The 23,934-nt window shown below is 72.1% G+C and carries 25 protein-coding genes; 13 read left to right on the top strand and 12 right to left on the bottom strand.

Annotation, left to right across the window (positions count from 1 at the left end; all coding sequences use genetic code 11):
• Positions 1 to 123 precede the first annotated feature (123 nt).
• The 4 genes from ACZ7L1_RS04845 to ACZ7L1_RS04830 form a co-directional block, all read right to left on the bottom strand.
• On the bottom strand, positions 124 to 642 hold the full coding sequence (locus ACZ7L1_RS04845) for a SixA phosphatase family protein (RefSeq protein WP_471434209.1): 519 nt from the start codon (positions 640 to 642) through the stop codon (positions 124 to 126).
• A 134-nt stretch (positions 643 to 776) separates the two neighbouring features.
• Positions 777 to 989 carry a hypothetical protein gene (locus ACZ7L1_RS04840; protein ID WP_471434208.1) on the bottom strand — a complete coding sequence of 71 codons (213 nt, stop codon included), beginning with the start codon at positions 987 to 989 and terminating at the stop codon, positions 777 to 779.
• Between the two features lie 204 nt (positions 990 to 1,193).
• Entirely contained in the window at positions 1,194 to 1,310 is a 117-nt protein-coding gene (locus ACZ7L1_RS04835) for an SGM_5486 family transporter-associated protein (protein WP_471434206.1), read from the bottom strand.
• Between the two features lie 55 nt (positions 1,311 to 1,365).
• A complete protein-coding gene (locus ACZ7L1_RS04830; RefSeq protein ID WP_471434204.1) occupies positions 1,366 to 2,682 on the bottom strand; it encodes a CynX/NimT family MFS transporter in 1,317 nt (438 codons plus the stop codon).
• An 86-nt stretch (positions 2,683 to 2,768) separates the two neighbouring features.
• Between ACZ7L1_RS04830 and ACZ7L1_RS04825 the strand changes: the two genes are divergently transcribed.
• Positions 2,769 to 3,458 (top strand): FadR/GntR family transcriptional regulator, encoded by a 690-nt coding sequence (locus ACZ7L1_RS04825; RefSeq protein ID WP_471434202.1) that lies wholly within the window; start codon positions 2,769 to 2,771, stop codon positions 3,456 to 3,458.
• Positions 3,459 to 3,465: 7 nt separating this feature from the next.
• On the opposite strand, the gene ACZ7L1_RS04820 is transcribed toward ACZ7L1_RS04825, so the two are convergent.
• The 3 genes from ACZ7L1_RS04820 to fabG all read right to left on the bottom strand — a co-directional run bounded on the left by ACZ7L1_RS04820 (position 3,466) and on the right by fabG (position 5,570).
• Positions 3,466 to 3,834 carry a hypothetical protein gene (locus ACZ7L1_RS04820; RefSeq protein WP_471434201.1) on the bottom strand — a complete coding sequence of 123 codons (369 nt, stop codon included), beginning with the start codon at positions 3,832 to 3,834 and terminating at the stop codon, positions 3,466 to 3,468.
• Between the two features lie 243 nt (positions 3,835 to 4,077).
• Positions 4,078 to 4,845, bottom strand: coding sequence for an enoyl-ACP reductase FabI (fabI, locus tag ACZ7L1_RS04815; protein WP_471434200.1), 768 nt, complete (start codon positions 4,843 to 4,845; stop codon positions 4,078 to 4,080).
• Between the two features lie 5 nt (positions 4,846 to 4,850).
• Positions 4,851 to 5,570, bottom strand: a complete 720-nt coding sequence (fabG, locus tag ACZ7L1_RS04810) for a 3-oxoacyl-[acyl-carrier-protein] reductase (protein WP_471434198.1) — start codon at positions 5,568 to 5,570, stop codon at positions 4,851 to 4,853.
• Positions 5,571 to 5,829: 259 nt separating this feature from the next.
• Between fabG and ACZ7L1_RS04805 the strand changes: the two genes are divergently transcribed.
• Both ACZ7L1_RS04805 and ACZ7L1_RS04800 read left to right on the top strand, forming a co-directional pair.
• Positions 5,830 to 7,353 carry a TldD/PmbA family protein gene (locus tag ACZ7L1_RS04805; protein WP_471434196.1) on the top strand — a complete coding sequence of 508 codons (1,524 nt, stop codon included), beginning with the start codon at positions 5,830 to 5,832 and terminating at the stop codon, positions 7,351 to 7,353.
• A 168-nt stretch (positions 7,354 to 7,521) separates the two neighbouring features.
• On the top strand, positions 7,522 to 8,916 hold the full coding sequence (locus ACZ7L1_RS04800) for a metallopeptidase TldD-related protein (RefSeq protein ID WP_471434194.1): 1,395 nt from the start codon (positions 7,522 to 7,524) through the stop codon (positions 8,914 to 8,916).
• Positions 8,917 to 8,982: 66 nt separating this feature from the next.
• On the opposite strand, the gene ACZ7L1_RS04795 is transcribed toward ACZ7L1_RS04800, so the two are convergent.
• Positions 8,983 to 9,258, bottom strand: a complete 276-nt coding sequence (locus ACZ7L1_RS04795) for a GlsB/YeaQ/YmgE family stress response membrane protein (RefSeq protein WP_471434193.1) — start codon at positions 9,256 to 9,258, stop codon at positions 8,983 to 8,985.
• A 266-nt stretch (positions 9,259 to 9,524) separates the two neighbouring features.
• Here ACZ7L1_RS04795 and ACZ7L1_RS04790 point away from each other — a divergent pair, with 266 nt between their 5' ends.
• Both ACZ7L1_RS04790 and ACZ7L1_RS04785 read left to right on the top strand, forming a co-directional pair.
• Positions 9,525 to 9,920 (top strand): DUF3099 domain-containing protein, encoded by a 396-nt coding sequence (locus ACZ7L1_RS04790; RefSeq protein ID WP_471434191.1) that lies wholly within the window; start codon positions 9,525 to 9,527, stop codon positions 9,918 to 9,920.
• A gap of 213 nt (positions 9,921 to 10,133) precedes the next feature.
• Positions 10,134 to 10,352 carry a hypothetical protein gene (locus ACZ7L1_RS04785; RefSeq protein ID WP_471434190.1) on the top strand — a complete coding sequence of 73 codons (219 nt, stop codon included), beginning with the start codon at positions 10,134 to 10,136 and terminating at the stop codon, positions 10,350 to 10,352.
• Between the two features lie 13 nt (positions 10,353 to 10,365).
• Here ACZ7L1_RS04785 and moaA read toward each other — a convergent pair whose 3' ends face one another.
• The 3 genes from moaA to ACZ7L1_RS04770 all read right to left on the bottom strand — a co-directional run bounded on the left by moaA (position 10,366) and on the right by ACZ7L1_RS04770 (position 13,499).
• On the bottom strand, positions 10,366 to 11,355 hold the full coding sequence (moaA, locus tag ACZ7L1_RS04780; protein ID WP_471434189.1) for a GTP 3',8-cyclase MoaA: 990 nt from the start codon (positions 11,353 to 11,355) through the stop codon (positions 10,366 to 10,368).
• 171 nt (positions 11,356 to 11,526) lie between these two features.
• Positions 11,527 to 13,146 (bottom strand): solute symporter family protein, encoded by a 1,620-nt coding sequence (locus ACZ7L1_RS04775; RefSeq protein WP_471434187.1) that lies wholly within the window; start codon positions 13,144 to 13,146, stop codon positions 11,527 to 11,529.
• Entirely contained in the window at positions 13,143 to 13,499 is a 357-nt protein-coding gene (locus ACZ7L1_RS04770; RefSeq protein WP_471434185.1) for a DUF485 domain-containing protein, read from the bottom strand. The genes ACZ7L1_RS04775 and ACZ7L1_RS04770 overlap by 4 nt, the downstream gene beginning before the upstream one ends.
• Positions 13,500 to 13,786: 287 nt before the next feature.
• Between ACZ7L1_RS04770 and ACZ7L1_RS04765 the strand changes: the two genes are divergently transcribed.
• The 3 genes from ACZ7L1_RS04765 (at position 13,787) to ACZ7L1_RS04755 (ending at position 17,986) form a co-directional block, all read left to right on the top strand.
• Positions 13,787 to 15,316, top strand: coding sequence for a S8 family serine peptidase (locus tag ACZ7L1_RS04765; protein WP_471434184.1), 1,530 nt, complete (start codon positions 13,787 to 13,789; stop codon positions 15,314 to 15,316).
• A gap of 97 nt (positions 15,317 to 15,413) precedes the next feature.
• Positions 15,414 to 16,826, top strand: coding sequence for a CoA transferase (locus ACZ7L1_RS04760; protein ID WP_471434183.1), 1,413 nt, complete (start codon positions 15,414 to 15,416; stop codon positions 16,824 to 16,826).
• 158 nt (positions 16,827 to 16,984) lie between these two features.
• Positions 16,985 to 17,986, top strand: a complete 1,002-nt coding sequence (locus ACZ7L1_RS04755) for a CopD family protein (protein ID WP_471434235.1) — start codon at positions 16,985 to 16,987, stop codon at positions 17,984 to 17,986.
• 75 nt (positions 17,987 to 18,061) lie between these two features.
• On the opposite strand, the gene ACZ7L1_RS04750 is transcribed toward ACZ7L1_RS04755, so the two are convergent.
• Complete coding sequence (locus ACZ7L1_RS04750) at positions 18,062 to 18,772, bottom strand: VIT1/CCC1 transporter family protein (protein ID WP_471434181.1); 711 nt, start codon at positions 18,770 to 18,772, stop codon at positions 18,062 to 18,064.
• A gap of 193 nt (positions 18,773 to 18,965) precedes the next feature.
• Between ACZ7L1_RS04750 and ACZ7L1_RS04745 the strand changes: the two genes are divergently transcribed.
• From ACZ7L1_RS04745 to ACZ7L1_RS04725, 5 genes are all read left to right on the top strand, one after another.
• Positions 18,966 to 19,943, top strand: a complete 978-nt coding sequence (locus tag ACZ7L1_RS04745) for a DEDDh family exonuclease (RefSeq protein WP_471434179.1) — start codon at positions 18,966 to 18,968, stop codon at positions 19,941 to 19,943.
• Positions 19,944 to 20,044: 101 nt separating this feature from the next.
• The gene (locus tag ACZ7L1_RS04740; protein WP_103845200.1) at positions 20,045 to 20,278 is read left to right on the top strand and encodes a hypothetical protein; all 234 of its coding nucleotides are present in this window, start codon (positions 20,045 to 20,047) and stop codon (positions 20,276 to 20,278) included.
• 47 nt (positions 20,279 to 20,325) lie between these two features.
• Complete coding sequence (locus ACZ7L1_RS04735) at positions 20,326 to 21,150, top strand: SURF1 family cytochrome oxidase biogenesis protein (protein ID WP_471434177.1); 825 nt, start codon at positions 20,326 to 20,328, stop codon at positions 21,148 to 21,150.
• Positions 21,151 to 21,299: 149 nt separating this feature from the next.
• The gene (locus tag ACZ7L1_RS04730) at positions 21,300 to 23,084 is read left to right on the top strand and encodes a glycoside hydrolase family 15 protein (RefSeq protein ID WP_471434176.1); all 1,785 of its coding nucleotides are present in this window, start codon (positions 21,300 to 21,302) and stop codon (positions 23,082 to 23,084) included.
• Between the two features lie 5 nt (positions 23,085 to 23,089).
• The gene (locus ACZ7L1_RS04725; protein ID WP_471434175.1) at positions 23,090 to 23,845 is read left to right on the top strand and encodes an SDR family oxidoreductase; all 756 of its coding nucleotides are present in this window, start codon (positions 23,090 to 23,092) and stop codon (positions 23,843 to 23,845) included.
• Positions 23,846 to 23,934 lie beyond the last annotated feature (89 nt).

Below are 23,934 nucleotides of genomic sequence, written 5' to 3'. Positions count from 1 at the left end.
GGGGGTGGATGGAAGGGCCTCCCCAAGTGATGTCTCTCAGTGCTGTGGTCGTTCAAGTCGCCCCGTCCCTGCTGGTTTCCCGCCCCCTCCCCCGATGCCAGGGGTCGGAACTCTTCGGAGCTCCTACTCGCTGGGCGCCCAGTAGTCGAGCAGGGTGGCCGTGCCCGGTTCCAGCGCCTTCCAGGAGCCGTCGAAGGAGAGCACGGCGAAGGCGGCGGCCGGGAAGCCGCGTCGGCTCATCCGCTCGCGGGCATCGCCCTCGGTCGCACCGGACAGGACGTCGGCGAGGCCCTGGATGCCGGGGTTGTGACCGATCAGGACCACGTTCCGCACGTCCTCGGCGGTTTCGTTGAGCACGGCGATCAGCTCGCCGGGCGAGGCCTCGTAGAGCCGCTCCTCATAGACGGTCTTCGGCCGATGCGGCAGCTCCTGGACGGCGAGCTTCCAGGTCTCGCGGGTGCGGACGGCGGTGGAGCACAGGGCCAGGTCGAAGGGGATGCCGGTCTCGGCCAGCTTGAGTCCGGCGGCGGCCGCGTCCTGGCGGCCCCGGTCGGCGAGCGGACGCTCATGGTCGGGAACCTGCGGCCAGTCGGCCTTCGCATGCCGGAAGAGGACAATCCTGCGGGGTTCTGCGGAGCTCATGAGTCCCAGCTTCGCATGAAACAGGCCAACGAGCGCAGGGAGTTGGCAGCGCCGCGATCTGCCTGCTCACCGGCCGGATCCGCGGGAAGCGCACCGCGTACACCCGGGCGGTGTCACGACCCGGTCCGGCCGGGTCACTGCGCGTGGTGCGTCACCGCGTGCTGGACACGCTCGAGGAGGTGGCTGAGGGCCGGGTCGCCGCCGGCGCTCGCGTCCGCCGGGTTGAGTATCAGGGCCAGCAGGGCGATGAAGGCGAGCGCGGGCAGGGCGAGGGCCCACCAGGGCAGCCGGATGTCGACGCCGCCCGTGGGTGCCGGGCGGGGCCGGGTGTGCGTGCGGGCCGACATGGCTGCCTCCGTGGGTCCTCGAGTGGTCCATGGGCCGCTCTCGCGACCACATCTCGAAGGTACGGACGGGGCGGCCCTCAACCCATCCGGTGATCCACCCACTTGACCCTGACACTCTCCCCCTAGGGGATGGTGGGGCCGGCACCACCATGGGACGTCACCGGTGCGTGAACGGCGAGGCGATCGTCGCGACGACGGGGATCGTCACGGCGAGGCGATCGTCGCGACGACGGCGATGATCGCGAAGATGGCGAAGAACGCGCCGAAGACGAGCAGCATCTTCTTCTGGCCGTTCCGGGGATTCGGTTCGAGCACGGGCATACGCCCAGTTTCGCACCCCTCCCCCGCCCGGGCCGCGGCGGGGGAGGCTCGTCGCTCAGCGCGTCGCCTCGTCCTCCACGATCCGGTCGCGGCCTGCCAGGACGCCCACCGCGATCTGCGGGAGCATGAGTCCGGCCATGAGCGCGAGCGGCCGGCCCCAGCCGCCGCTGTGCTGGTAGAGGACGCCGACCAGCAGCGGCCCCGGGATGGACAGCAGATACCCCGTGCTCTGCGCGAACGCCGACAGCTTGGCCACGCCCGCGCCGGTGCGGGCCCGCATCCCCACCATGGTGAGCGCCAGCGGGAAGGCGCAGTTGGAGATGCCGAGCAGGACCGCCCATGCCCAGGCCCCGCCCGCCGGGGCCCAGTACAGGCCCGCGTATCCGGCCAGACCGCAGACACCGAGCGCGATCACGATCGGGCCCTGGTGCGGCAGCCGGGCGGCCAGCCGCGGGATGACGAAGGCGAGGGGCACGCCCATCACCATGGTGACGGCCAACAGCACACCGGCCGTGCCGGCGGGCACCCCGGCGTCGCGGAAGATCTGCGCCATCCAGCCCATCGTGATGTAGGCCGCCGTGGCCTGGAGCCCGAAGAAGACGGCCAGCGCCCACGCGGTACGGCTCCGGGTGATCCTCAGCCCGTCGGGTTCCACGCGCGCCGAGGCGGTATCACCGTCCGGGGAGGCGGTGTCGCTGTCCGCCGGACGGGCGTCGCGCGCTCGTGCGAACGGGATCCACGGCAGGACGGCAGCCGCCGCCGGCGCCGCCCACACGGCGAGCCCGGACTGCCACCGTCCGCCCAGGGCGTCGGTCATGGGCACCGTGAGGGCTGCCGCCAGGGAAGTGCCCAGGGCGAGCGCCATGGAGTACAGGCCCGTCATGGAGCCCACCCGGTCGGGGAACCAGCGCTTGACGATCACGGGCATCAGGACGTTGCTGACCGCTATGCCCATCAGGGCGAGCGCGCTCGCCGCCAGGAAGCCGGCGGTGTTCCCGGCGTACGGGCGGATCACCAGGCCGGCGGTGATCGCGGCCATTCCGGCGCACACCACGGCGCCCGGCCCGAAGCGGCGGGCGAGTCGGGGCGCCATGACGCCGAAGACGGCGAAGCAGAGGGGCGGCACGGAGGTGAGCAGGCCCGCGACACTGCCGCTCATGCCGAGCCCGTCGCGCACCTCTTCGAGGAGGGCGCCGAGGCTGGTGATGGCGGGCCGCAGGTTGAGGGCGCTGAGGACGATGCCGAGGACCAGCAGACGCGTCCGCCACGCGCGCGTGGCGGAGGCCCCGGCATCGACCCGCTTCCCCTCGGAAACGCGTATCGGTGCGGACGTCGTTGTGCCGGTCTCTTCGGGTGCCATGCGCACCATCATAGAATCATAGGATGATTATAGGTGCGGGGGGCTGCGTTACGCTCCGCTCATCCGGCCTCGCTCCCGGGCCCGCACGAAGGACGGTCATGCCGCTGAGCCACCCCCGCAGATCCGCGCTGTCCGAGCAGGTCATCGCCGAGCTGCGGAACCAGATCACCTCGGGTGAGTGGCCGGTGGGCTCCCGCATCCCCACCGAGCCGGAACTGGTCGAGCAACTGGGAGTCGCCCGCAACACGGTCCGCGAGGCCGTCCGGGCGCTCGCGCACAACGGCCTGCTGGACATCCGCCAGGGCTCCGGCACCTACGTGGCGGCGACGAGCGAACTGGCGGGCGTGATGCACCGCCGCTTCGCCGGCGCCGACCCGAACCACATCGCCGAGCTGCGGCGCACCCTGGAGTCGAGCGCCGCCCGGCTGGCGGCCGAGCGGCGCACCGAGCGGGACCTCAAGCAGCTGGACGCCCTGCTCCTGCGCCGTACGGAGGCGTGGGAGTCCGGGGACGCGGAGGCGTTCGTGACCGCGGACGCGACCTTCCACCTGGCCGTGGTGGCCGCGTCGCACAACGACGTGATGACCGCGATGTACGCGGACCTGGGCGAGGTGCTGCGGGACTGGCTGCGCGGCGACGTCGGCGAGGAGCTCACGCCGGAGGCGTACATGGACCACACGGCGCTCGTGGACGCGATCCGCGCGGGCGACGCCGACGCGGCGGGCGCGGCGGCGGCGAGCTACCCGCGCATGTGCGGTCCGGGGCACCCGGAGTCCGTCGGCCGCTGAGGCCCACTCATCTCTGGTGGGTGACCCACGCCGAGCGCACCGCCTCCCAGCACCGCCCGGTCAGCCGTACGGTCATCGCGGGCCCCGCGTCGGCCGGGGCGGTGTCGGTGTCGATGTCCCACCACTGGGCGCACTCGATGTGCAGGCTCACGTGATCGGTGTCCGGATAGGGGTTGTGGCAGTACGCGACGACATGGGCGCCGGTGACACGGACCCGGCACTCCGAGCCGAAGGGCGCCGGGTCGGCGGACTTTCCGGCGTCCTCGTGCGCGTGCGAGGCGGTGTGCTTCCCGTGCGACGGCAGGGCGTCGTACGGCAGGACCGTCACCAGGGCGAGCGAGAGGAAGGCCGGGGCGAAGCGGTGGGACAAGCGCACAAGGGAACCTCCTCGGCCGTGCGGCGTGCGGGGCGGTGCGTTGCTCCCAGCGTGGGTCCCGGGCGGCCCGGCACGCCCGGTCAGGTACTCCGAACGGGCGACGCCCCGCTCCCCGCGCGCAGCGGGAAACGGGGCGTCGGCCTCGTACGACCGGGCGATGCGGGCGCGTAAGCGATTGCGCAATCGCTTACGCGGGCCGAGAGCGCATGTTCACGCACTCCACGGCGTACCCGCGGCGCGGACTCAGGCGCCGATGGCGTGCAGTCCGCCGTCCACGTGGACGATCTCGCCGGTGGTCTTCGGGAACCAGTCGCTCAGCAGGGCGACGATGCCCCGGCCGGCCGGCTCCGGGTCCTTCAGGTCCCACTCCAGCGGGGAGCGGCTGTCCCAGACGGAGGCCAGCTGGTCGAAGCCCGGGATGGACTTGGCGGCCATGGAGCCGAGCGGGCCTGCGGAGATGAGATTGCAGCGGATGTTCTGCTTGCCCAGGTCGCGGGCGAGGTAGCGGCTGGTGGCCTCCAGGGCGGCCTTGGCCGGGCCCATCCAGTCGTACTGCGGCCAGGCGAACTGGGCGTCGAAGGTGAGGCCGACGACCGAGCCGCCGTTCTGCATCAGCGGCAGGCAGGCCATGGTCAGCGACTTCAGGGAGTACGCCGAGACGTGCATCGCGGTGGCGACCGACTCGAACGGGGTGTTGAGGAAGTTGCCGCCGAGCGCGTCCTGCGGGGCGAAGCCGATGGAGTGGACGACGCCGTCGAGGCCGCCCAGCTCCTCGCCGACGATGTCGGCGAGGCGACCGAGGTGCTCGTCGTTGGTGACGTCCAGCTCGACGACCTTGGTGGGCTTCGGCAGCTTCTTGGCGATGCGCTCGGTCAGGGTGGGCCGCGGGAACGCGGTCAGGATGACCTCGGCGCCCTGCTCCTGGGCGAGCTTCGCCGCGTGGAAGGCGATCGAGGCCTCCGTCAGCACACCGGTGATCAGGACGCGCTTGCCCTCGAGAATTCCGCTCATGGTGATCAGTGACCCATTCCCAGTCCGCCGTCAACGGGGATGACGGCTCCAGTGATGTACGAGGCGTCGTCGGAGGCGAGGAACCGCACCGTCGCGGCGATCTCCTCCGGCTGCGCGTACCGGCCGAGCGGCACCTGCGACACGATGCTCTCGCGCTGCTCGTCGGTGAGCGCCCGGGTCATGTCGGTGTCGACGAAACCAGGGGCGACGACGTTGAAGGTGATGTTGCGCGAGCCCAGCTCACGGGCGAGGGAACGCGCGAAGCCGACCAGGCCGGCCTTGGAGGCGGCGTAGTTGGCCTGCCCCGCCGAGCCGAGCAGTCCGACGACCGAGGAGATCAGCACCACGCGGCCCTTCTTGGCACGCAGCATGCCGCGGTTGGCGCGCTTGACGACACGGAAGGTGCCGGTCAGGTTGGTCTCGATGACGGAGGTGAAGTCCTCCTCGGACATCCGCATCAGAAGCTGGTCCCGGGTGACGCCGGCGTTGGCGACGAGGACCTCGACCGGGCCGTGCTGGGCCTCGATCTCCTTGTAGGCCTGCTCCACCTGCTCGGTGTCGGTGATGTCGCACTTGACCGCGAGGCAGCCCAATTCCTTCAGGGCGGCCGGCGGCTCACCCGAGCGGTACGTGATCGCGACCTTGTCGCCGGCGTCGGCGAACGCGCGGGCGATGGCGAGGCCGATGCCCCGGTTGCCTCCAGTGACGAGAACCGAGCGGCTCAACGGATCACCCTTTCGTTAGCGGTCTGGAACCCCTGCAGGACAGGCGCCTACGTCGAAAACCTATCGGTCCACCCGGCCGCGCGGACAATCGGGCACCGACAGTGGCGTAAGGGACTCACTGTCGGGTCCCTACAGAAGCGTCCGCCGCGGAGACGGTCCCGGACGGCTGGGTCCGGCCACCGGACGCAAAGGTGTGGTCCCTGCGCCCGCCCGCGCGACATGATCGGACCCGACAGGCCACGACAGCAGGGAGACCTCCGTGCCTCATTCCATCGACGAAGCCTTCACGGCACTGCCGCTGCGGGCCCTGGCGGACGCCGCGCTGGCACGCGCGCGGTCGCTCGGGGCCGAGCACGCCGACTTCCGGCTCGAGCGGGTGCGCAGTGCCGCCTGGCGGCTCAGGGACGGCAGGCCCGCCGGGTCCTCGGACACGACCGACCTGGGGTACGCGGTGCGGGTGGTGCACGGCGGGACCTGGGGGTTCGCCTCGGGTGTCGATCTGACCCAGGACGCCGCAGCCAAGGTCGCGTCGCAGGCCGTGGCGATGGCCAAGCTGTCGGCGCAGGTGATCAAGGCGGCGGGGTCCCAGGAGCGCGTCGAGCTGGCGGACGAGCCCGTGCACGCCGAGCGGACGTGGGTGTCGTCGTACGAGATCGATCCCTTCACCGTGCCCGACGAGGAGAAGACGGGTCTGCTGACCGAGTGGAGCGGGCGGCTGCTCGCGGCCGACGGCGTCAACCACGTGGACGCCTCCCTGCTCACCGTGCACGAGAACAAGTTCTACGCCGACACCGCCGGGACCGTGACCACCCAGCAGCGCGTGCGGCTGCATCCGCAGCTGACCGCCGTGTCGGTGGACGAGTCCACGGGTGAGTTCGACTCCATGCGCACCCTGGCGCCGCCGGTCGGGCGCGGGTGGGAGTACCTGACGGGCACCGGCTGGGACTGGGACGCGGAGCTGGAACAGATTCCGGGGCTGCTCGCGGAGAAGATGCGCGCGCCGAGCGTCCAGGCCGGGGTGTACGACCTGGTCGTCGACCCGTCCAACCTGTGGCTGACCATCCACGAGTCCATCGGGCACGCCACCGAACTGGACCGGGCCCTCGGCTACGAGGCCGCGTACGCCGGCACCTCCTTCGCCACCTTCGACCAGCTCGGCAAGCTCAGGTACGGCTCCGAGCTGATGAACGTCACCGGCGACCGCACCGCCGAGCACGGGCTCGCGACGATCGGGTACGACGACGAGGGCGTGCAGGCCCAGTCCTGGGACCTGGTCAAGGACGGGACGCTGGTCGGCTACCAGCTGGACCGGCGCATCGCGAGGCTCACCGGCTTCGAGCGGTCCAACGGGTGCGCGTACGCCGACTCCCCCGCGCACGTGCCGGTGCAGCGCATGGCCAATGTGTCGCTGCAGCCGGACCCGGCCGGGCTGTCGACGGAGGATCTCATCGGGGGCGTGGACCGGGGCGTCTACGTCGTCGGGGACCGCTCCTGGTCCATCGACATGCAGCGCTACAACTTCCAGTTCACCGGGCAGCGGTTCTTCAGGATCGAGAACGGGCGGATCACCGGTCAGCTGCGGGATGTCGCCTATCAGGCCACGACTACGGACTTCTGGGGCTCCATGGCGGCCGTCGGCGGCCCCCAGACGTACGTTCTCGGCGGCGCCTTCAACTGCGGCAAGGCCCAGCCGGGCCAGGTCGCGTCCGTCTCGCACGGCTGCCCGTCCGCTCTCTTCAGGGGCGTCAACATTCTGAACACCACGCAGGAGGCCGGTCGATGAGGGTCGGCTGCGGAATCGGCCGGGGGTCCGGGGGTCGCCCCCCGGGAAAGCACATTCTGAACACCACGCAGGAGGCCGGTCGATGAGGGTCGGCTGCGGAATCGGCCGGGGGTCCGGGGGTCGCCCCCCGGGAAAGCACAGTCTGAACACCACGCAGGAGGCCGGTCGATGAGTGCCCGTACGAACAAGCCGCACGAGATCGTCGAGCGTGCTCTCGAGTTGTCCCGCGCGGACGGGTGCGTCGTCATCGCCGACGAGCACTCCACCGCCAACCTGCGGTGGGCGGGCAACGCGCTGACCACGAACGGTGTCACGCGCGGGCGGACCCTCACCGTCGTCGCGACCGTCGACGGCAAGGAGGGCACGGCCTCGGGGGTCGTCTCCCGCTCGGCGGTCACCGCGGACGAGCTGGAGCCCCTGGTCCGGGCCGCGGAGGCCGCCGCGCGCGGCGCCGGGCCGGCCGAGGACGCGCAGCCGCTGGTCACGGGAGTGGCCGAGTCGCCGGACTTCACGGACGCGCCCGCCGAGACCTCCTCCGCCGTCTTCACGGACTTCGCGCCGGCGCTCGGCGAGTCGTTCGCCCGAGCCCGTGCGGGCGGGCGCGAGCTGTACGGCTTCGCCAACCACGAGCTCGTGTCGACGTACCTGGGCACGTCGACCGGGCTGCGCCTGCGCCACGACCAGCCCAACGGCACGCTGGAGCTGAACGCGAAGTCCCCGGACCGTACGCGTTCGGCATGGGCGGGGCGTTCGACCCGTGACTTCAAGGACGTCGACCCGGCGGCGCTGGACACGGAGCTGGCCCAGCGGCTGGCGTGGGCGGAGCGCAGGATCGAGCTGCCCGCGGGCCGCTACGAGACGCTGCTGCCCCCGACGGCGGTCGCGGACCTGCTGATCTACCAGCTGTGGTCGGCGTCGGCCCGGGACGCGGCCGAGGGCCGTACGGTCTTCAGCAAGCCCGGCGGCGGCACCCGCGTCGGCGAGAGGCTCTCCGAGTTGCCGCTGACCCTGCGCAGCGATCCGAACGAGCCCGGTCTGGAGACACCGCCCTTCGTGGTCGCGCACGCCTCCGGCGACGACATGTCGGTGTTCGACAACGGGCTGCCGGTGCGGGCCACCGAGTGGATCGGCGGCGGCGAGCTGAAGCACCTGACGACCACCCGGCACACCGCGGCCCTGACCGGGCTGCCGCTCGCGCCCGCGATCGGGAACCTGATCCTGGACGGGGGTGCCGACCGCTCCCTGGAGGAGATGGTCGCCGACACCGAGCGCGGGCTGCTGCTGACCTGCCTGTGGTACATCCGTGAGGTCGACCCGGCGACCCTGCTGCTCACCGGCCTGACCCGGGACGGCGTCTACCTGGTCGAGAACGGCGAGGTCGTCGGCGAGGTCAACAACTTCCGGTTCAACGAGTCCCCGGTCGGCCTGCTGGGCCGCGCCACCGAGGCCGGGCGCACGGAGAAGACCCTGCCGCGCGAGTGGAGCGACTGGTTCACCCGGGCCGCGATGCCGCCGCTGCGGGTGCCGGACTTCAACATGAGCTCGGTCAGCCAGGGAGTGTGAGCCCTGGGGCACGCAGGGCTGGAAGGAGGGGCGCTCCCGTCATGGGGCCGCCCCTTCGCCGTGCCGTCATGCCCGCTGTCTGCTGCCCCTGCGTGTCATGTACGCCATCTCGCCGACGAAGACGAGGAGGACCGCCGCGGCGAGCTGGAGGCCGTGGCGGCCCCAGTCGATGCCCGGGGTGGCGGCGATGCCGATCGCGCGGGCGACGGCGTTCCCGACGAGGCCGCCGATCGTGCCCAGGAGGGTGGTCAGCCACAACGGGCTGTGCTGCTTGCCCGGCAGGATGAGCTTGGCCAGCAGGCCCAGCACGAATCCGACGATGATCGCCCACAACCAGCCCATGGCTGCCTCCTCGAATCCTCGCACGGTTGTACGGCTCGACCTGAGACGTGAGCAGTACGCCCAGTCTCGGACCGCCCGCCGTACGGCGCACGCCGGGATCACCCGTACGCGGGGTCCGCGGCGCGTTCGCGCAGGCAGGAGATGCCCCGGTCTCGATGGCGCCCGGGGCGCGGCGTAACGTGGTGAGTGTTCGGGCTCGGGTCCTGACCGGCTACGCGGCAGGTACGGGCCGGGGAGAGTCCGAGACAGGCGGGTGGTGTGGTGTGATGCGGAAGCGGAGCGGCGGCGGCAGCGCCCAGGTGTTCCGGATCACGGGCGCCCGGCAGGGGCTCGAGGCGGACGTGCGCGGCCGGCAGCGCCGTTATGTCGTGTCGATGAGCGTCCGTACGGTGTCGGTGATCCTCGCGGCCACCCTGTGGAACGTGGAGCGGCCCGTCGCGATCGTCGCGCTGGTGCTCGGCGCTGTGCTGCCCTATATCGCCGTGGTCATCGCGAACGCCGGGCGCGAGAACGCGCCGTCGCTGCCGTCGACGTTCATCAACGTGCCGGTGCGTCCGATGATCGCGCCGCCGGCGGCGGACGCGTCGAAGGAATCCGGCCAGGACGACGCCCCGGCGGAGCCCACGGCCGGAGTCCCGGGCGAACCACGCGAGCGGACCTGACCACGTCGGATGCCGGGCAAGCGGAATCGCTCCCCGCACCAAGCTCAGGAAAAGCTCAGATCAATCATGTTGTTCCGGTGCCGGGTACTGGGTTACCCGTGACATACTTCGTACGCGCTCCGCATCCCCCGTCGGAGCGACAGACCGACGCCGGGCAGCTCCCCCCGTGGCTGCTCGGCGTCGCCTTGTTTGCCGTGGCTGTGAGACGAAGCTGTGACTGACGAAACCCCGATCTGCTCCGCCAAGGGCTGCCGTGCCGAAGCGGTGTGGGTGCTGGCGTGGAACAACCCGAAGATCCACACGCCGGAGCGCCGCAAGACGTGGCTGGCGTGCGAGGAGCACCGGGAGCACCTGTCGCAGTTCCTCGGTGTGCGGGGGTTCCTGAAGGACGTCGTCGAGCTGGAGGACTGGGAAGCGCCCGAGGGCGCCTGACACCCCGGCGGTCCTAACCTCCGATCGCCGACATCGGCCGGTCCGGCTGGACGAACGACGGGTCGTCCAGGCCTGCGCCCGCCTTCTTGCCCCACATCGCGAGCCGCCAGATGCGGGCGATCTCCTCGTCCGGAGCCCCGGAGCGGAGTGCGCCGCGCAGGTCGGTCTCCTCGGTGGCGAACAGGCAGGTGCGTATCTGGCCGTCGGCCGTCAGGCGGGTGCGGTCGCAGGCCGCGCAGAACGGGCGGGTCACTGAGGCGATGACGCCGACCCGGTGCGGACCGCCGTCGACCAGCCAGCGTTCGGCCGGGGCCGAGCCGCGCTCCTCGGCGTGCTCCGGGGTCAGCTCGAAGCGGGTGCGCAGCGAGGCGAGGATGTCCCCGGCGGTGACCATGCCCTCGCGCTTCCAGCCGTGCTGGGCGTCCAGGGGCATCTGCTCGATGAAGCGCAGCTCGTAGTCGTGCTCGATCGCCCAGGCCAGCAGGTCCGGGGCCTCGTCGGCGTTCAGGCCCGGCATCAGGACCGCGTTGACCTTGACCGGGGTCAGGCCGGCCTCCCGGGCGGCCGTCAGGCCGTGGAGGACGTCCTTGTGCCGGTCCCTGCGGGTGAGGGTCTTGAAAACGTCCGGGCGCAGGGTGTCCAGCGAGACGTTCACCCGGTCCAGGCCCGCCGCCTTCAGGGCCGCCGCCGTGCGTCCAAGGCCGATGCCGTTGGTGGTGAGGGACATCTGGGGGCGGGACCGAAGGGCCGCGACCCGCTCCACGATGCCGACCAGGCCGGGGCGCAGCAGCGGCTCGCCGCCGGTGAAGCGGACCTCCTCGATGCCCAGTGAGGTGACCGCGATGTCGATCAGGCGGACGATCTCGTCGTCCGTGAGCAGGTCGGGCTTGGCCAGCCACTGCAGGCCCTCCTCGGGCATGCAGTACGTACAGCGCAGATTGCACCGGTCGGTCAGCGAGACCCTGAGGTCGGTGGCCACCCGGCCGTAGGTGTCGATGAGCACGTGGACCCCCTCCCTCGTCGCGGATCACACATTCTGCGTCACCCGCACCATCATCTGCGAGCCTACGTGACGCCACCGACAACGACAGCGGCCCGTGCCCACGAGGGACGACGCGGCCGCGTCGCAGGACCTCACGATCCTGACGACGCGGCCGTCGGCGAGAAGCGGATCTCAGTGCGCCCCGGCGCCGGTCAGCGACCGCACCTCCAGTTCGGCGTACTTGCCGGCGTCGGGCTCCTCCTTCGACAGAAGGGTGCCGAGCCAGCCCAGCAGGAAGCCGACCGGGATGGAGATGATCCCCGGGTTCTCCAGCGGGAACCAGTGGAAGTCGGCGTCCGGGAACATCGACGTCGGCTTGCCCGAGACCACCGGCGAGAACAGCACCAGGCCGACGGCCGTGACCAGGCCGCCGTAGATCGACCACAGGGCGCCGGAGGTGGTGAACCGCTTCCAGAACAGGCTGTAGAGGATCGTCGGCAGGTTGGCGGAGGCGGCGACCGCGAAGGCCAGGGCGACCAGGCCGGCGACGTTCAGGTCACGGGCCAGGGCGCCGAGGACGATGGAGACGGCGCCGATGCCGACCGTCGCCCAGCGGGCCGCGCTCACCTCCTGCTTCTCGGTGGCGGTGCCCTTCTTGATGACGTTCGCGTAGATGTCGTGCGCGAACGACGAGGAGGAGGCCAGGGTCAGGCCGGCCACCACCGCGAGGATGGTGGCGAAGGCGACCGCGGAGATGGTGGCCAGCAGGATCGCGCCCCAGCTGGAGTCCACCCCGCCCAGGTGCAGGGCGAGCAGGGGCGCGGCGGTGTTGCCCGCCTTGTTGGAGGCGATGATCTCGTCCGGTTTGATGAGCGCGGCGGCACCGAAGCCGAGGGCGAGCGTCATCAGGTAGAAGGCGCCGATGAGGCCGATCGCCCAGTTCACGGACTTCCGGGCGGCCTTGGCGGTGGGCACGGTGTAGAAGCGGATCAGGATGTGCGGCAGGCCGGCGGTGCCGAGGACCAGGGCGATGCCGAGTGAGATGAAGTCCAGCTTGGTGGTGCCGGTGGCGCCGTACTTCAGGCCGGGCTCCAGGAAGGCGGATCCCTTGCCGCTGTTGACGGCGGCCTTGCCGAGCAGGTCGGAGATGTTGAAGTGGAACTTCAGCAGCACCAGGAAGGTGAGCAGCAGGGCGCCCGCGATCAGCAGCACCGCCTTGACCATCTGCACCCAGGTGGTGCCCTTCATGCCGCCGATGGTGACGTACACGATCATCAGCACGCCGACCAGGGCGACGATGCCGATCTTGCCGCCGTCGCTGGTGATGCCGAGCAGCAGTGAGACGAGGACACCCGCGCCCGCCATCTGTGCCAGCAGGTAGAAGATCGACACGACGATCGTGGAGGTGCCGGCGGCGGTGCGGACCGGGCGCTGGCGCATGCGGTAGGCGAGGACGTCGCCCATGGTGTAGCGGCCGGAGTTGCGCAGTGGCTCGGCGACCAGGAGGAGGGCGACCAGCCAGGCGACCAGGAAGCCGATGGAGTACAGGAAGCCGTCGTAGCCGAAGAGGGCGATGGCGCCCGCGATGCCGAGGAAGGACGCCGCGGACATGTAGTCGCCGGAGACGGCTAGGCCGTTCTGGAAGGCGGTGAACTGCCGTCCGCCCGCGTAGAAGTCGGCGGCGTCCTTGGTCTGACGGCCCGCCCAGACGGTGATGACGAGGGTCGCGGCGACGAACACCGCGAACAGGGTGATGATCAGCGGCCGGTGCTCGCTCGCCTCACCGGCGGCCAGGACGAGTGCGGGGCTCATGCGCGGCCCTCCATCCGGGACTTGATGGCCTCGGCCTTGGGGTCGAGCTGGGCGGCGGCGTGCCGCGCGTACCACCAGGCGATCAGGAACGTGGTGAGGAACTGGGCGAGGCCGAGCACCAGGGCGACGTTGACGTTGCCGAAGAGCTTGGTGCCCATGAAATCGCCCGCGTAGTTCGACAGCAGGACGTAGGCCAGGTACCAGGCGATGAACGCCACGGTCAGCGGGAAGGCGAACGAGCGGTGGGAGCGGCGCAGTTCGGCGAACTCGGCGCTCTGCTGCACCGCGCCGAACTCCTCGGCGGACGGCAGGACGTGTTCGGCCCTGGAGGGGGGAGGTGCGTCGGTGGCCACGGTGTCTCCTCGCGTTGCGGGTGGGGTGACGGCGATCACGTAACCGGTTGCGACCGTAGCGCTCCGGATAGTGATCCGACAGGGGCCCTCGGCCGTGTTCGGGCCCTCTGCCCTGGGTCACGGCGCCGCGCGGAGGCCGGTTCAACTCGCTTTTTTTCTTTCGCTTGAACTTGTTGCTGGCCGGCCGGGGCGGCGGATAGCTTCACCCTGCACCACTCGTCATGTACCTGCCGGTCGCATAACCCGTGTCCGGCAGGTTCACGTTTTCCGGATGATGTGGAGACCCCATGGCTCATCGCCGTTCGAGACGCCGCCTGGCCCTGGCCGTACCCGTCGTGCTGTCACTCACCGCCTCGCTGGGCTTCCTGCCTGGGGCCGCGTCGGCCGCCCCGCGCACCGCCGGCACCGCCCAGACCGCCGAGGGGCAGGAACTCGCCTACGTCGTCAACACCCGGACGGACCGTCACACGCTGTCGACGGTGCGGCAGGCGATAGCCGCGGCCGGTGGCACGATCGTGGTGACGTACGACAGGATCGGCGTGATCGTCGCGCACTCCGCCAATCCGGACTTCGCCCGTACCCTCCGGGCCGTCCGCGGAGTGCAGTCCGCGGGCGCGACCCGGACCGCCCCGCTGACGGCCGCCGGCACGACGGACGAGGGCGCCGCGCAGTACCTGACGACGGCGGAGGCGGCGCAGGTCACGAAGGCCTCGGCGAGCGCGGACGGCAGCGAGCCCCTCGAGGCCGACCAGTGGGACCTGCGCGCGATAGGCGCCGACAAGGCCGCGAAGATCAACCCGGGCAGCCGCAACGTCACGGTCGCCGTCATCGACACCGGCGTCGACGACACGCACCCGGACCTCGCGCCGAACTTCTCCGCGTCGCAGTCCGCGAACTGCGTCGGCGGCAAGGCGGATACCTCCTACGGCGCCTGGCGGCCGGCGAAGCCCGAGCACTACCACGGCACCCATGTCGCCGGCGAGATCGCGGCGGCCCGCAACGGCATCGGCGTCGCCGGTGTCGCCCCGAACGTCGAGGTCTCCGCCATCAAGGTGGCCGACCCGGTCAACGAGCTCTTCTACCCCGAGAGCGTCGTCTGCGCGTTCGTGTTCGCCGCCGACCACGGCGTCGAGATCACGAACAACAGCTACTACGTGGACCCGTGGCTGTACAACTGCATGGACGACCCGGACCAGCGGGCCATCGTCGACGCGGTCAACCGGGCCCAGCTGTACGCCCAGCGCAAGGGCACACTCAACGTCGCCTCGGCGGGCAATTCCAACGACGACCTCGACTCCCACGCCCTGGTCGACGACTCCAGCCCCGACGACTCGACCGCGGTGACCCGCACGGTCGACCCGCACGAGTGCTTCGACGTGCCGACCCAGCTGCCGGGCGTCGTCACGGTCAGCGCGACGGGGGTCACCAACGCCAAGTCGTACTACTCCAGTTACGGCGACGGCGTGATCGACGTCGCCGGCCCGGGCGGAGACAAGTATCAGATCCCGGACACACCGTCGAAGAACGGGCGCATCCTCTCCACGATGCCGAACGGCCAGTACGGCTTCCTGCAGGGCACGTCGATGGCGTCGCCGCACGTCGCGGGCGTGGCCGCGCTGCTGAAGTCCGCGCACCCGTGGGCGACCCCGGCCCAACTCCAGGCGCTCCTCAAGGCGCAGGCGGACAACCCGGGCTGCCCGACGGCCCCCTACGACGGCGACGGCGACGGGGTCGTGGACGCGACCTGCGTGGGCGGCAAGCGCGTGAACGGGTTCTACGGCTTCGGCATCGTCAACGCCCTGCGCGCGGTCAAGTAGTCGCCGGCAGCCAGACCGCTGAAGCCGCGCAGAAGGGGCCGGGCCTATGCACGGCCCCTTTGCGTGCCGATCCTGTCCACAGGGCATAGTGCCCACCATGACGGACACGGAAGTGGCGTGGGCGGCACTGGGCGGCGATCCCGCACTGTTGCCGAGGATCACGACGGTCGTACGCGAGGGGGCGCTGCCCTCTCGTCTGCCCGTTCGGGAGGTGGCGCGAGCCTGTGTGGGCGCGTGCGCGCTGGCCGCCGCCGAGTGGGCGGCGCGGCGGGCCGGGCCGGCGGAGGTGCCACAGGTGCGGGTCGACGACGGGGCCGTGGCGACCGCCTTCCACAGCGAGCGGCATCTGCTGGTCGACGGCCGCGAACCGATCAACTTCGCGCCGCTTTCGCGGTTCTGGCGCACGGCGGACGGTTGGGTGCGCACGCACGCGAACTATCCGCACCACCGGGAGCGTCTGCTCTCCGCTCTGGGACTGGCGGCGGACGCCTCCGTGGAGACCGTGGCCGCCGCGCTCGCCGAGCGGCCGGCCGTCGAGGTGGAGGAGAGCGTGTACGCGGCCGGCGGGCTCGCGGTCGCGCTGCGCACGCCCGGGGAGTGGGCAGCGCATGAACAGGGTCGCGCCGTCGCCGCGCACCCGCTGGTGGGCCGTGAGCGGCTGGACAAGGCGCCCGTACGCCCCCTGGTGCGGCTGGGCGGTGGCCCGCTGCTGCCCCTGGCGGGCGTCCGCGTCCTGGACCTCACCCGGGTCATCTCGGGCCCCGTGGCCACCCGCACGCTGGCGCTGCTCGGCGCGGACGTCCTGCGCATCGACAGCCCGCACCTGCCCGAACTCCCCGACCAGCACGCCGACATGGACATCGGGAAGCGGTCCGCCGCCCTGGACCTGACGGCGTCCGCGGACCGTCGGACCTTCGAGGATCTGCTGGTGGCGGCGGACGTGGTCGTCACGGGCTACCGGCCCGGCGCACTCGACCGGTTCGGCATCTCCGCCGAGCAACTGGCCGAACGCCGACCCGGCCTGGTCGTGGCGCAGTTGTCGGCGTGGGGCGCACACGGGCCGTGGGGCGGACGGCGGGGCTTCGACAGCCTGGTGCAGGTCGCCACCGGGATCGCGGCGACCGAGGGGGCGCCGGAGCGGCCGGGCGCGCTGCCCGCGCAGGCCCTCGATCACGGCACGGGGTATCTGCTGGCCGGGGCGGTCCTGCGGTCCCTGACCGAGCAGACCGAGGAGGGCGGGACCCGGGTCGTACGGCTGGCGCTGGCACGGACGGCGGCCTGGCTGACGGACGGGACCGTCCGGAACGCCGGGGGCGCGGAGGACGCCGGGGGCGGGCAGGTGTACGACGGCCCCGAGCCCTGGCTCGCCGAGGCCGACAGCCCGTTGGGCCGGCTGCGGTACGCCCTGTCGCCGGTCCGCTTCGCGGGCGGGCCGGTCGACTGGGCGCGTCCGGCGGGGCGGTGGGGGCAGGACCCGGCGCGGTGGCAGCCGGGCCCGCGCGGGAACTGAGTCACCGGTGGCCGACATCGCGCCCGTGGGCGGAATGCGTTCCCTCAGTTGATTGACTTCGGTTGCCCGGTTCTGTGGCGACTGGCGAAGATCCTGACGTGAGCTCGATACGTCCCGCTGCCCAGCCCGACGGCTCAGACTCCGGCTCCGGCTCCGGCATGACGCCCGTGCCCGCCCCGGTCGCCGTGCCCGTCCCGCGCCCCCCGGCCCGCCGGGCCGTCGCCGCGCTCGTCCTCGTGACGGCCGCCGCCCTGGTGCCGCTGCTCGGCCCCTCGGCCGCACTGCACGGCACGGGTGAGGCGGCCGCGCCGGGGGCCGGTGGCATCGGCCTGCTGCGCGCGGTGCTGTTCGCGGCGCTGTGCATACCCGTGGGCGAGCTGTTGGTCGCCCGCCTGGCGCGTCGGACGCCGGGCGCGCCCGTGGCGGAGGGGCCGCGCAGCTGGGCGCCCTGGGCGGCCGGTGCGGGTTTCGTCGCGGCGCTGGGACTCGCCTCGGTCGTCGCCACCGGCAATCTGGTCCCCGACCGGCTCGCCCGGATCGACGTCGGCGGGCTGTACCGCACCCGGGACGGCGCGCTGGCCCTGCTGGAGGTCAACGCGTTCCTCGTGGCCTGGCTGTGCGCACTGTCACGCCGAGCGGCGCTCCAGGTGTGGCCGCTGACCGCGGTGGTCGTCGCCGAGGCGCTGCGCGCCCACCCCGCCACCGAGCACTCCCCTCTGGTCGGGTCCGGCCTGACGCTGGTTCACCTCGGCTGTGCGGCGCTGTGGTCGGGCGGTCTGCTGCACGCCCTGCGGCTGCTGGCGCACTGGCGCACGGCTCCCGCGGCGGGCGCCGCTCTGCTGGGCCGCTACGCGCGCGTGGCGGCCGTTCTGCTCGCCGCGATCACCGCGACGGGCGTGTGGAGTTCGCTGCGCCGCATGCCGCCGGACACCGTCCTCGACCAGTTGACGACTACGGCGTACGGCCGCACGCTGCTCGCGAAGCTGCTGCTGGTGGCCGTCGTCGCCGTGCTCGCCCTGGCCGCCCGGCTGCGGCTGCGGCGCGCCGCCGACCCGCTCGGCGCCTGTGTGCCCGCGCGGGCGGAGCTGGTGGTGCTGGGCCTGGTGGTCGCGGTCTCGGGCCTGTTGACGGCGCTGCCGCTCCCCATCCGCTGGTCATGACCCGCCGGCTGTGGCGAGCGTCCTTGGGAGGCCGCAGGACATGGAGCGTCGGCGGCGCGGTGGCCGATGGCCGGGTCACACCCCCGCCGCCCCCAGCAACGTCCCTGCGGCATAGGTGATCCCCATCGCCAACGCGCCGCCCAGTACGTTGCGGACCACGGCCCGTCCCGGCTTCGCCGCGCCCAGGCGGGCGCTCGTCCAGCCGGTGATGACGAGCGCGGCCAGGACGGACGCGACCGTCACCAGCAGGCGCACCCCGGCCGGTGGCAGCACGATCGCCAGCAGCGGGAGCAGCGCCCCCACCGTGAACGCCAGGAAGCTCGCCCACGCCGCGTGCCAGGGGTTCGTCAGCTCGTCGGGGTCGATGCCGAGTTCCACGCGCGCGTGGGCGCGCAGGGGGTCGCGTGCCGTCAACTGCACCGCGGCCTCGCGGGCCACGTCCGGGGACAGGCCGCGCTGCTCCAGTATCTCCGCCAGTTCCTCGAGCTCGGCCTCCGGTTGCTCCTTGAGTTCCCGCCTCTCCAGGGCCAGCGCCGCCTGCTCCGAGTCCCGTTGGGTCGACACGGACACGTACTCGCCCGCCGCCATCGACATGGAGCCGGCCAGCAGCCCGGCGAGGCCGGCCGTCAGCAGCGTGCCGCGGTCCGTCGTCGCCCCGGCGACGCCGACCACCAGGCCCGCCGTGGACACGATGCCGTCGTTCGCGCCGAGCACCGCCGCCCGCAGCCAGTTCAGCCGCGCGCCGAGGGCGCCGTCGTGTGCCTCGTCGTGCGTGGGTTCCATCACACGGGGAGGATGGCACCTCTTGAGGCGGACGGCACCCCGGGCGCGCCCGTCACCGGCTCCCCTGACGGGAGCTCAGCCACGGTGTCGTCAACTGGTGCAAGGCGGCTCAAGGGTTGTGCGCCCGGCGCGATGGGACCGCGGGTCGTGGGTGGGGGCGTGGGGCTGTCAGTCGTGGCCCGTATCCTCAGTGACCATGCTCGAAGACCCTACGACCGCAGCGTCCCCGGCCGCCTGGCCGGCCGCGTACCCGGAGGGGTACGCGGTCGTCGACGTGGAGACCACCGGCCTGGCCCGGGACGACCGGATCATCTCGGCCGCCGTCTACCGGCTGGACGCTCGCGGCGAGGTCGAGGACCACTGGTACACGCTGGTCAACCCGGAGCGCGACCCGGGCCCGGTGTGGATCCACGGTCTGACGAGCGAGGCCCTCGAAGGGGCGCCCCTGTTCCAGGACATCGCCGAGGAGTTCGCGGCCCGGCTCGACGGCCGCGTGCTCGTCGCGCACAACGCGGTCTTCGACTGGCAGATGATCGCCCGGGAGTACGCGCGCGCGGAGCGCGAGGCGCCGGTCCGTCAGCGGCTGTGCACCATCGCGCTGTCGAAGGAGCTGCGCCTGCCGCTGGCCAACCACAAGCTGGAGACGCTGGCCGCACACTTCGGGGTGGTCCAGCAGCGCGCGCACCACGCGCTGGACGACGCGCGGGTGCTGGCCGAGACGTTCCGGCCCAGTCTGCACGCCGCCGCCCGGGACGGTGTACGGCTGCCACTGCTGGAGTGCCGCCCGCTGACGGAGTGGTCCGCCGCCCCCACCGTGCCCCGCCAGTCCTCCGGGGGCTACCGCCCGAGCAGTTGGCGCCCCTCCCGCAGGCGCCCCGCCTGCCCCTACCCCAACCCGGGGCGGTACGAGGAAGGCAAGCGGCTCAAGCAGGGCATGCGGGTGGCGTTCTCCGGGGACACCTCGGTCGAGCGGGAGCTGCTGGAGGACCGCGCCGTCGAGGCGGGGCTGCACGTGGCGACGAGCCTGTCCCGGCTCACCAGCCTGCTCGTCACCAACGACCCGGACTCGGGCACGTCCAAGACGGTGAAGGCGCGGCAGTACGGGACACCGGTGATCGACGAGGCCGCGTTCGGGCAACTGCTGCGGGACGTGGAGCCCGCGTCGCCGGAGTGACCCCTACCGTCGGCGGAGTGACCCGTACGGACGGGTGATTGCCGCGCGACTCGCCCGGCGCTCACTCGCCCGCGTGACGGCGACGCCCCACGCTGTGGCGCATGGCACGTTGCGAGGTCTGCGGAAACGACTACGGCATGACGTTCGAGGTGCACGCGCAGGGCGCGGTGCACGTCTTCGACTGTTTCGCCTGCGCCATCCACCGTATGGCGCCCATCTGCGAACACTGTCGCGTCCAGATCATCGGCCAGGGCGTCGACGTCGACGGCCACTGGTACTGCGGCGCGCACTGCGCCCGCGCGGAGGGGCAGGTGGGGATCGTCGACCGGGTCTGAGGCACCCCCGTGCGGGCGCGGCCCGGTCCGAGATGTACCGTCGTGGGGTGTACCGCTTCCTGTTGTCCCGGCAGTGGGTGATCCTCACCCTCGTGGCTCTCCTGCTCATCCCCACGATGATCAGGCTGGGTTTCTGGCAGCTGCACCGTCACGACCACAGGCAGTCGCTGAACAAGCTGATCAACGAATCCCTGGCGGCGCCGCCCGTGCCCGCCGAGTCGCTCACCTCGGTGGGCGGGACCGTCCGGCACGAGGACCTCTACCGCCGGGTGACCGCCAAGGGCCACTTCGACACGGCGCACGAACTGGTGGTGCGCCGTCGTACGAACTCGGACAACGAGGTCGGCTACCACGTCCTGACTCCCTTCGTGCTGAACGACGGCAGGACACTCCTCGTCAACCGGGGCTGGATCGACTCCCCCGCCTCGCAGACCGCCTTCCCGAACATCCCGGCACCCGCCCAGGGCGAGATCACGGTCACCGGTCGGCTGATGCAGGACGAGACGACGGCCGCGAGCGGCATCAAGAACCTCAAGGGGTTGCCCGACCGCCAGATCATGCTGATCAACAGCGAGCAGGTCGGCGCTTTGCTGCGCGACGCGGGCGACACCTCCGCCAAGGAGATGCTCGGCGGCTACGTGGAACTGGTCTCCCCCGCCCCGAAGGGCGGCAGCCCCCAGCTGATCCCGTCGCCCAAGGAGGACAGCAGCTGGATCGGCCTCGGCGACATCAATCTGCCGTACGCGGTCCAGTGGTGGCTGTTCGCGGCGGGCGTCCCCCTCGGCTGGGTGATCCTGGTCCGCCGCGAGGCCCGGGAGCGGGCGAAGGCGGCGCAGGAGACGAGCGAGGAGCCGACACCGGCCACGGTGTGACCCCGGCCGGTGTCGGCTCGGGTCCGGTGGCGTCGGCGATCTTCTCCGGCTTGGGCGCCACGAGCATGGACAGCGGTACGCACCACGCGGCGGCACTCCCCCGGCCCACCCCCTGATTGCCCCCTCATCCCATCGGGAACCCGCTCCCCGTGCACCCGCGGATCGAGGACTACGCACTCATCGGCGACGAGCAGACCGCCGCCCTGGTCGGCCGGGACGGCTCCATCGACTGGCTGTGCCTGCCCCGCTTCGACTCGCCCGCCTGCTTCGCCAAGCTGCTCGGCACCGAGGAGCACGGCCACTGGAGGATCGCGCCCAGGGGCGCCCACCTGTGCACGCGCCGCGCCTACCGTCCCGACACCCTCGTCCTCGACTCCGACTGGGACACCCCGGAGGGCACGGTCCGCGTCACCGACTTCATGCCCCAGCGCGACCGCGCCCCCGACGTCGTACGCGTCATCGAGGGCCTGGACGGCCGGGTCACGGTGCACGGTGAGCTCCGGCTGCGCTTCGACTACGGCTCGATCGTGCCGTGGATGCGGCGGAGCGACAGTCACCGGGTGGCCGTGGCAGGGCCGGACTCGGTGTGGTTGCGCAGTGAACCCCCCGTGCGCACCTGGGGCAAGGACTTGGCCACTCACTCCGAGTTCACGGTCGGCAAAGGGGACAAGGTCGCCTTCGTCCTGACCTGGCATCCCTCGCACGAGCCCCGCCCGGCCCTCGTCGCCCCGTTCGAGGCGCTGGACGGCAGTGTCGAGGACTGGCGCGCGTGGGCGGCGCGATGCCGTTACCGCGGCCCGCACCGGGACATCGTGGTCCGCTCCCTGATCACCCTCAAGGCGCTCACCTACGCGCCCACCGGCGGTATCGTCGCGGCCGCCACGACCTCCCTGCCGGAGTCCCTGGGCGGCGTACGCAACTGGGACTACCGCTACAGCTGGCTGCGCGACTCCACGCTCACCCTGCAGGCCCTGCTGGCGGCCGACTACCACGAGGAGGCCGAGGCATGGCGTGACTGGCTGCTGCGCGCGGTCGCCGGGAACCCGGCGGACCTGCAGATCATGTACGGCATCTCGGGCGAGCGGCGGCTGCCCGAGTACGAGCTGCCGTGGCTGCCCGGTTTCCACGGTTCGGCGCCGGTCCGGGTCGGCAACGACGCGGTGAGGCAGTTCCAGCTGGACGTGTACGGCGAGGTCATCGACTCCCTGTCGGTGGCTCGCCGCGCGGGTCTGCCCGTCAGACCGCACATGTGGCGGGTGCAGTGCGCGCTGCTGGAGTTCCTGCGGACGGCCTGGCGGCAACCGGACGCGGGACTGTGGGAGGTGCGCGGGCGGCGCCGCCATTTCGTGTACTCGAAGGTGATGGCCTGGGTGGCCGCCGACCGCGCCGTGCGCACCCTGGAGGAGCACCCGCACCTCGACGGCGACCTGGAGGGCTGGCGGGCCATGCGGCAGGAGGTGCACCGGGAGGTGTGCGAGCGGGGGTACGACCCCGAGCGGAACACGTTCACCCAGTACTACGGCTCACGGGCGCTGGACGCCTCGCTGCTGCAGATCCCGCTCGTCGGGTTCCTGCCGCCGGACGACCCGCGGGTGACCGGAACGATCGACGCGGTGCGCGCGGAGCTGTCCCGCGACGGTCTCCTGCTCCGGTACGACCCGCGGGACACGGACGTGGATCCGATGCCGGGCGAGGAGGGCGCGTTCCTCGCGTGCTCGTTCTGGCTCGCGGACGCCCTGCACCTCACCGGCCGCACGGACGAGGCCCGGGAGCTGTTCGAGCGGCTGGTCGGGCTGTGCAACGACGTCGGTCTGCTCGCCGAGGAGTACGACCCGGTGACCGGTCGGCAGCTCGGCAACTTCCCGCAGGCGTTCAGCCATCTCGGCCTGGTGGGGACCGCCCTCGCCCTGGACGGGGGCGAGAAGGCAGGATAGGGGCCATGGATCTTGGACTGAAGGACCGGGTGTACGTCGTCACCGGGGCGACCCGCGGACTGGGCAACGCGGCCGCGCGGGAACTCGTCGCCGACGGGGCGAAGGTGGTGATCACCGGCCGCGACGGGAAGCGCGCCGAGGAGGCGGCGGCGGAACTGGGCGCGAACGCCGTGGGCGTGGCCGCCGACAACTCCGACCCGCAGGCGGCGGTCCGGCTGATCGCGACGGCGCGTGAGCACTTCGGCGGCTTCGACGGCATCCTGATCAGCGTCGGCGGGCCGCCGACCGGAGGGGTCGCCGACAACACGGACGCGCAGTGGACGGCCGCGTTCGAGTCGGTGTTCCTGGGCGCGGTGCGGCTGGCGCGCGGGGCCGCCGCGGAGCTGACCGAGGGCGGCGTCGTCGGGTTCGTGCTGTCCGGTTCCGTGTACGAGCCGATCCCGGGCCTGACCATCTCCAACGGGCTGCGCCCCGGTCTCGCGGGCTTCGCCAAGTCCATCGCGGACGAGCTGGGCCCGCGCGGCATCCGGGTCGTCGGCCTGCTCCCGGCCCGCATCGACACCGACCGGGTGCGCGAGCTGGACGCCCTGTCCCCCGACCCGGAGGCGGCCCGCGCGGCCAACGAGTCCCGCATCCCGCTGCGCCGGTACGGCACCCCGGAGGAGTTCGGCCGCACGGCCGCGTTCCTGCTGTCCCCGGCGGCGTCGTACCTGACGGGCATCATGGTCCCGGTGGACGGCGGGGCGCTCCACGGCTTCTGAGCCGCGTGCGGTCGGCGCACGGACCTCGGGCCGGCGCCCGGCCCCCCTCAGCCGACCGACGGCGCCGGGTCGACGCCGAACGCGCCGCA

The organism is Streptomyces sp. NPDC107546, assembly GCF_055639175.1.
Note: the sequence above shows the minus strand (reverse complement) of the source record. Positions and strands in the feature narration are given on the sequence as shown.

Coding starts and splice junctions, on each gene's coding strand:
- ACZ7L1_RS04845 (WP_471434209.1), bottom strand. CDS start 642: ATGAGCTCCGCAGAACCCCGCAGGATTGTCCTCTTCCGGCATGCGAAG.
- ACZ7L1_RS04840 (WP_471434208.1), bottom strand. CDS start 989: ATGTCGGCCCGCACGCACACCCGGCCCCGCCCGGCACCCACGGGCGGC.
- ACZ7L1_RS04835 (WP_471434206.1), bottom strand. CDS start 1,310: ATGCCCGTGCTCGAACCGAATCCCCGGAACGGCCAGAAGAAGATGCTG.
- ACZ7L1_RS04830 (WP_471434204.1), bottom strand. CDS start 2,682: ATGATGGTGCGCATGGCACCCGAAGAGACCGGCACAACGACGTCCGCA.
- ACZ7L1_RS04825 (WP_471434202.1), top strand. CDS start 2,769: ATGCCGCTGAGCCACCCCCGCAGATCCGCGCTGTCCGAGCAGGTCATC.
- fabI (WP_471434200.1), bottom strand. CDS start 4,845: ATGAGCGGAATTCTCGAGGGCAAGCGCGTCCTGATCACCGGTGTGCTG.
- ACZ7L1_RS04800 (WP_471434194.1), top strand. CDS start 7,522: ATGAGTGCCCGTACGAACAAGCCGCACGAGATCGTCGAGCGTGCTCTC.
- ACZ7L1_RS04795 (WP_471434193.1), bottom strand. CDS start 9,258: ATGGGCTGGTTGTGGGCGATCATCGTCGGATTCGTGCTGGGCCTGCTG.
- ACZ7L1_RS04790 (WP_471434191.1), top strand. CDS start 9,525: ATGCGGAAGCGGAGCGGCGGCGGCAGCGCCCAGGTGTTCCGGATCACG.
- ACZ7L1_RS04775 (WP_471434187.1), bottom strand. CDS start 13,146: ATGAGCCCCGCACTCGTCCTGGCCGCCGGTGAGGCGAGCGAGCACCGG.
- ACZ7L1_RS04765 (WP_471434184.1), top strand. CDS start 13,787: ATGGCTCATCGCCGTTCGAGACGCCGCCTGGCCCTGGCCGTACCCGTC.
- ACZ7L1_RS04760 (WP_471434183.1), top strand. CDS start 15,414: ATGACGGACACGGAAGTGGCGTGGGCGGCACTGGGCGGCGATCCCGCA.
- ACZ7L1_RS04755 (WP_471434235.1), top strand. CDS start 16,985: ATGACGCCCGTGCCCGCCCCGGTCGCCGTGCCCGTCCCGCGCCCCCCG.
- ACZ7L1_RS04745 (WP_471434179.1), top strand. CDS start 18,966: ATGCTCGAAGACCCTACGACCGCAGCGTCCCCGGCCGCCTGGCCGGCC.
- ACZ7L1_RS04740 (WP_103845200.1), top strand. CDS start 20,045: ATGGCACGTTGCGAGGTCTGCGGAAACGACTACGGCATGACGTTCGAG.
- ACZ7L1_RS04725 (WP_471434175.1), top strand. CDS start 23,090: ATGGATCTTGGACTGAAGGACCGGGTGTACGTCGTCACCGGGGCGACC.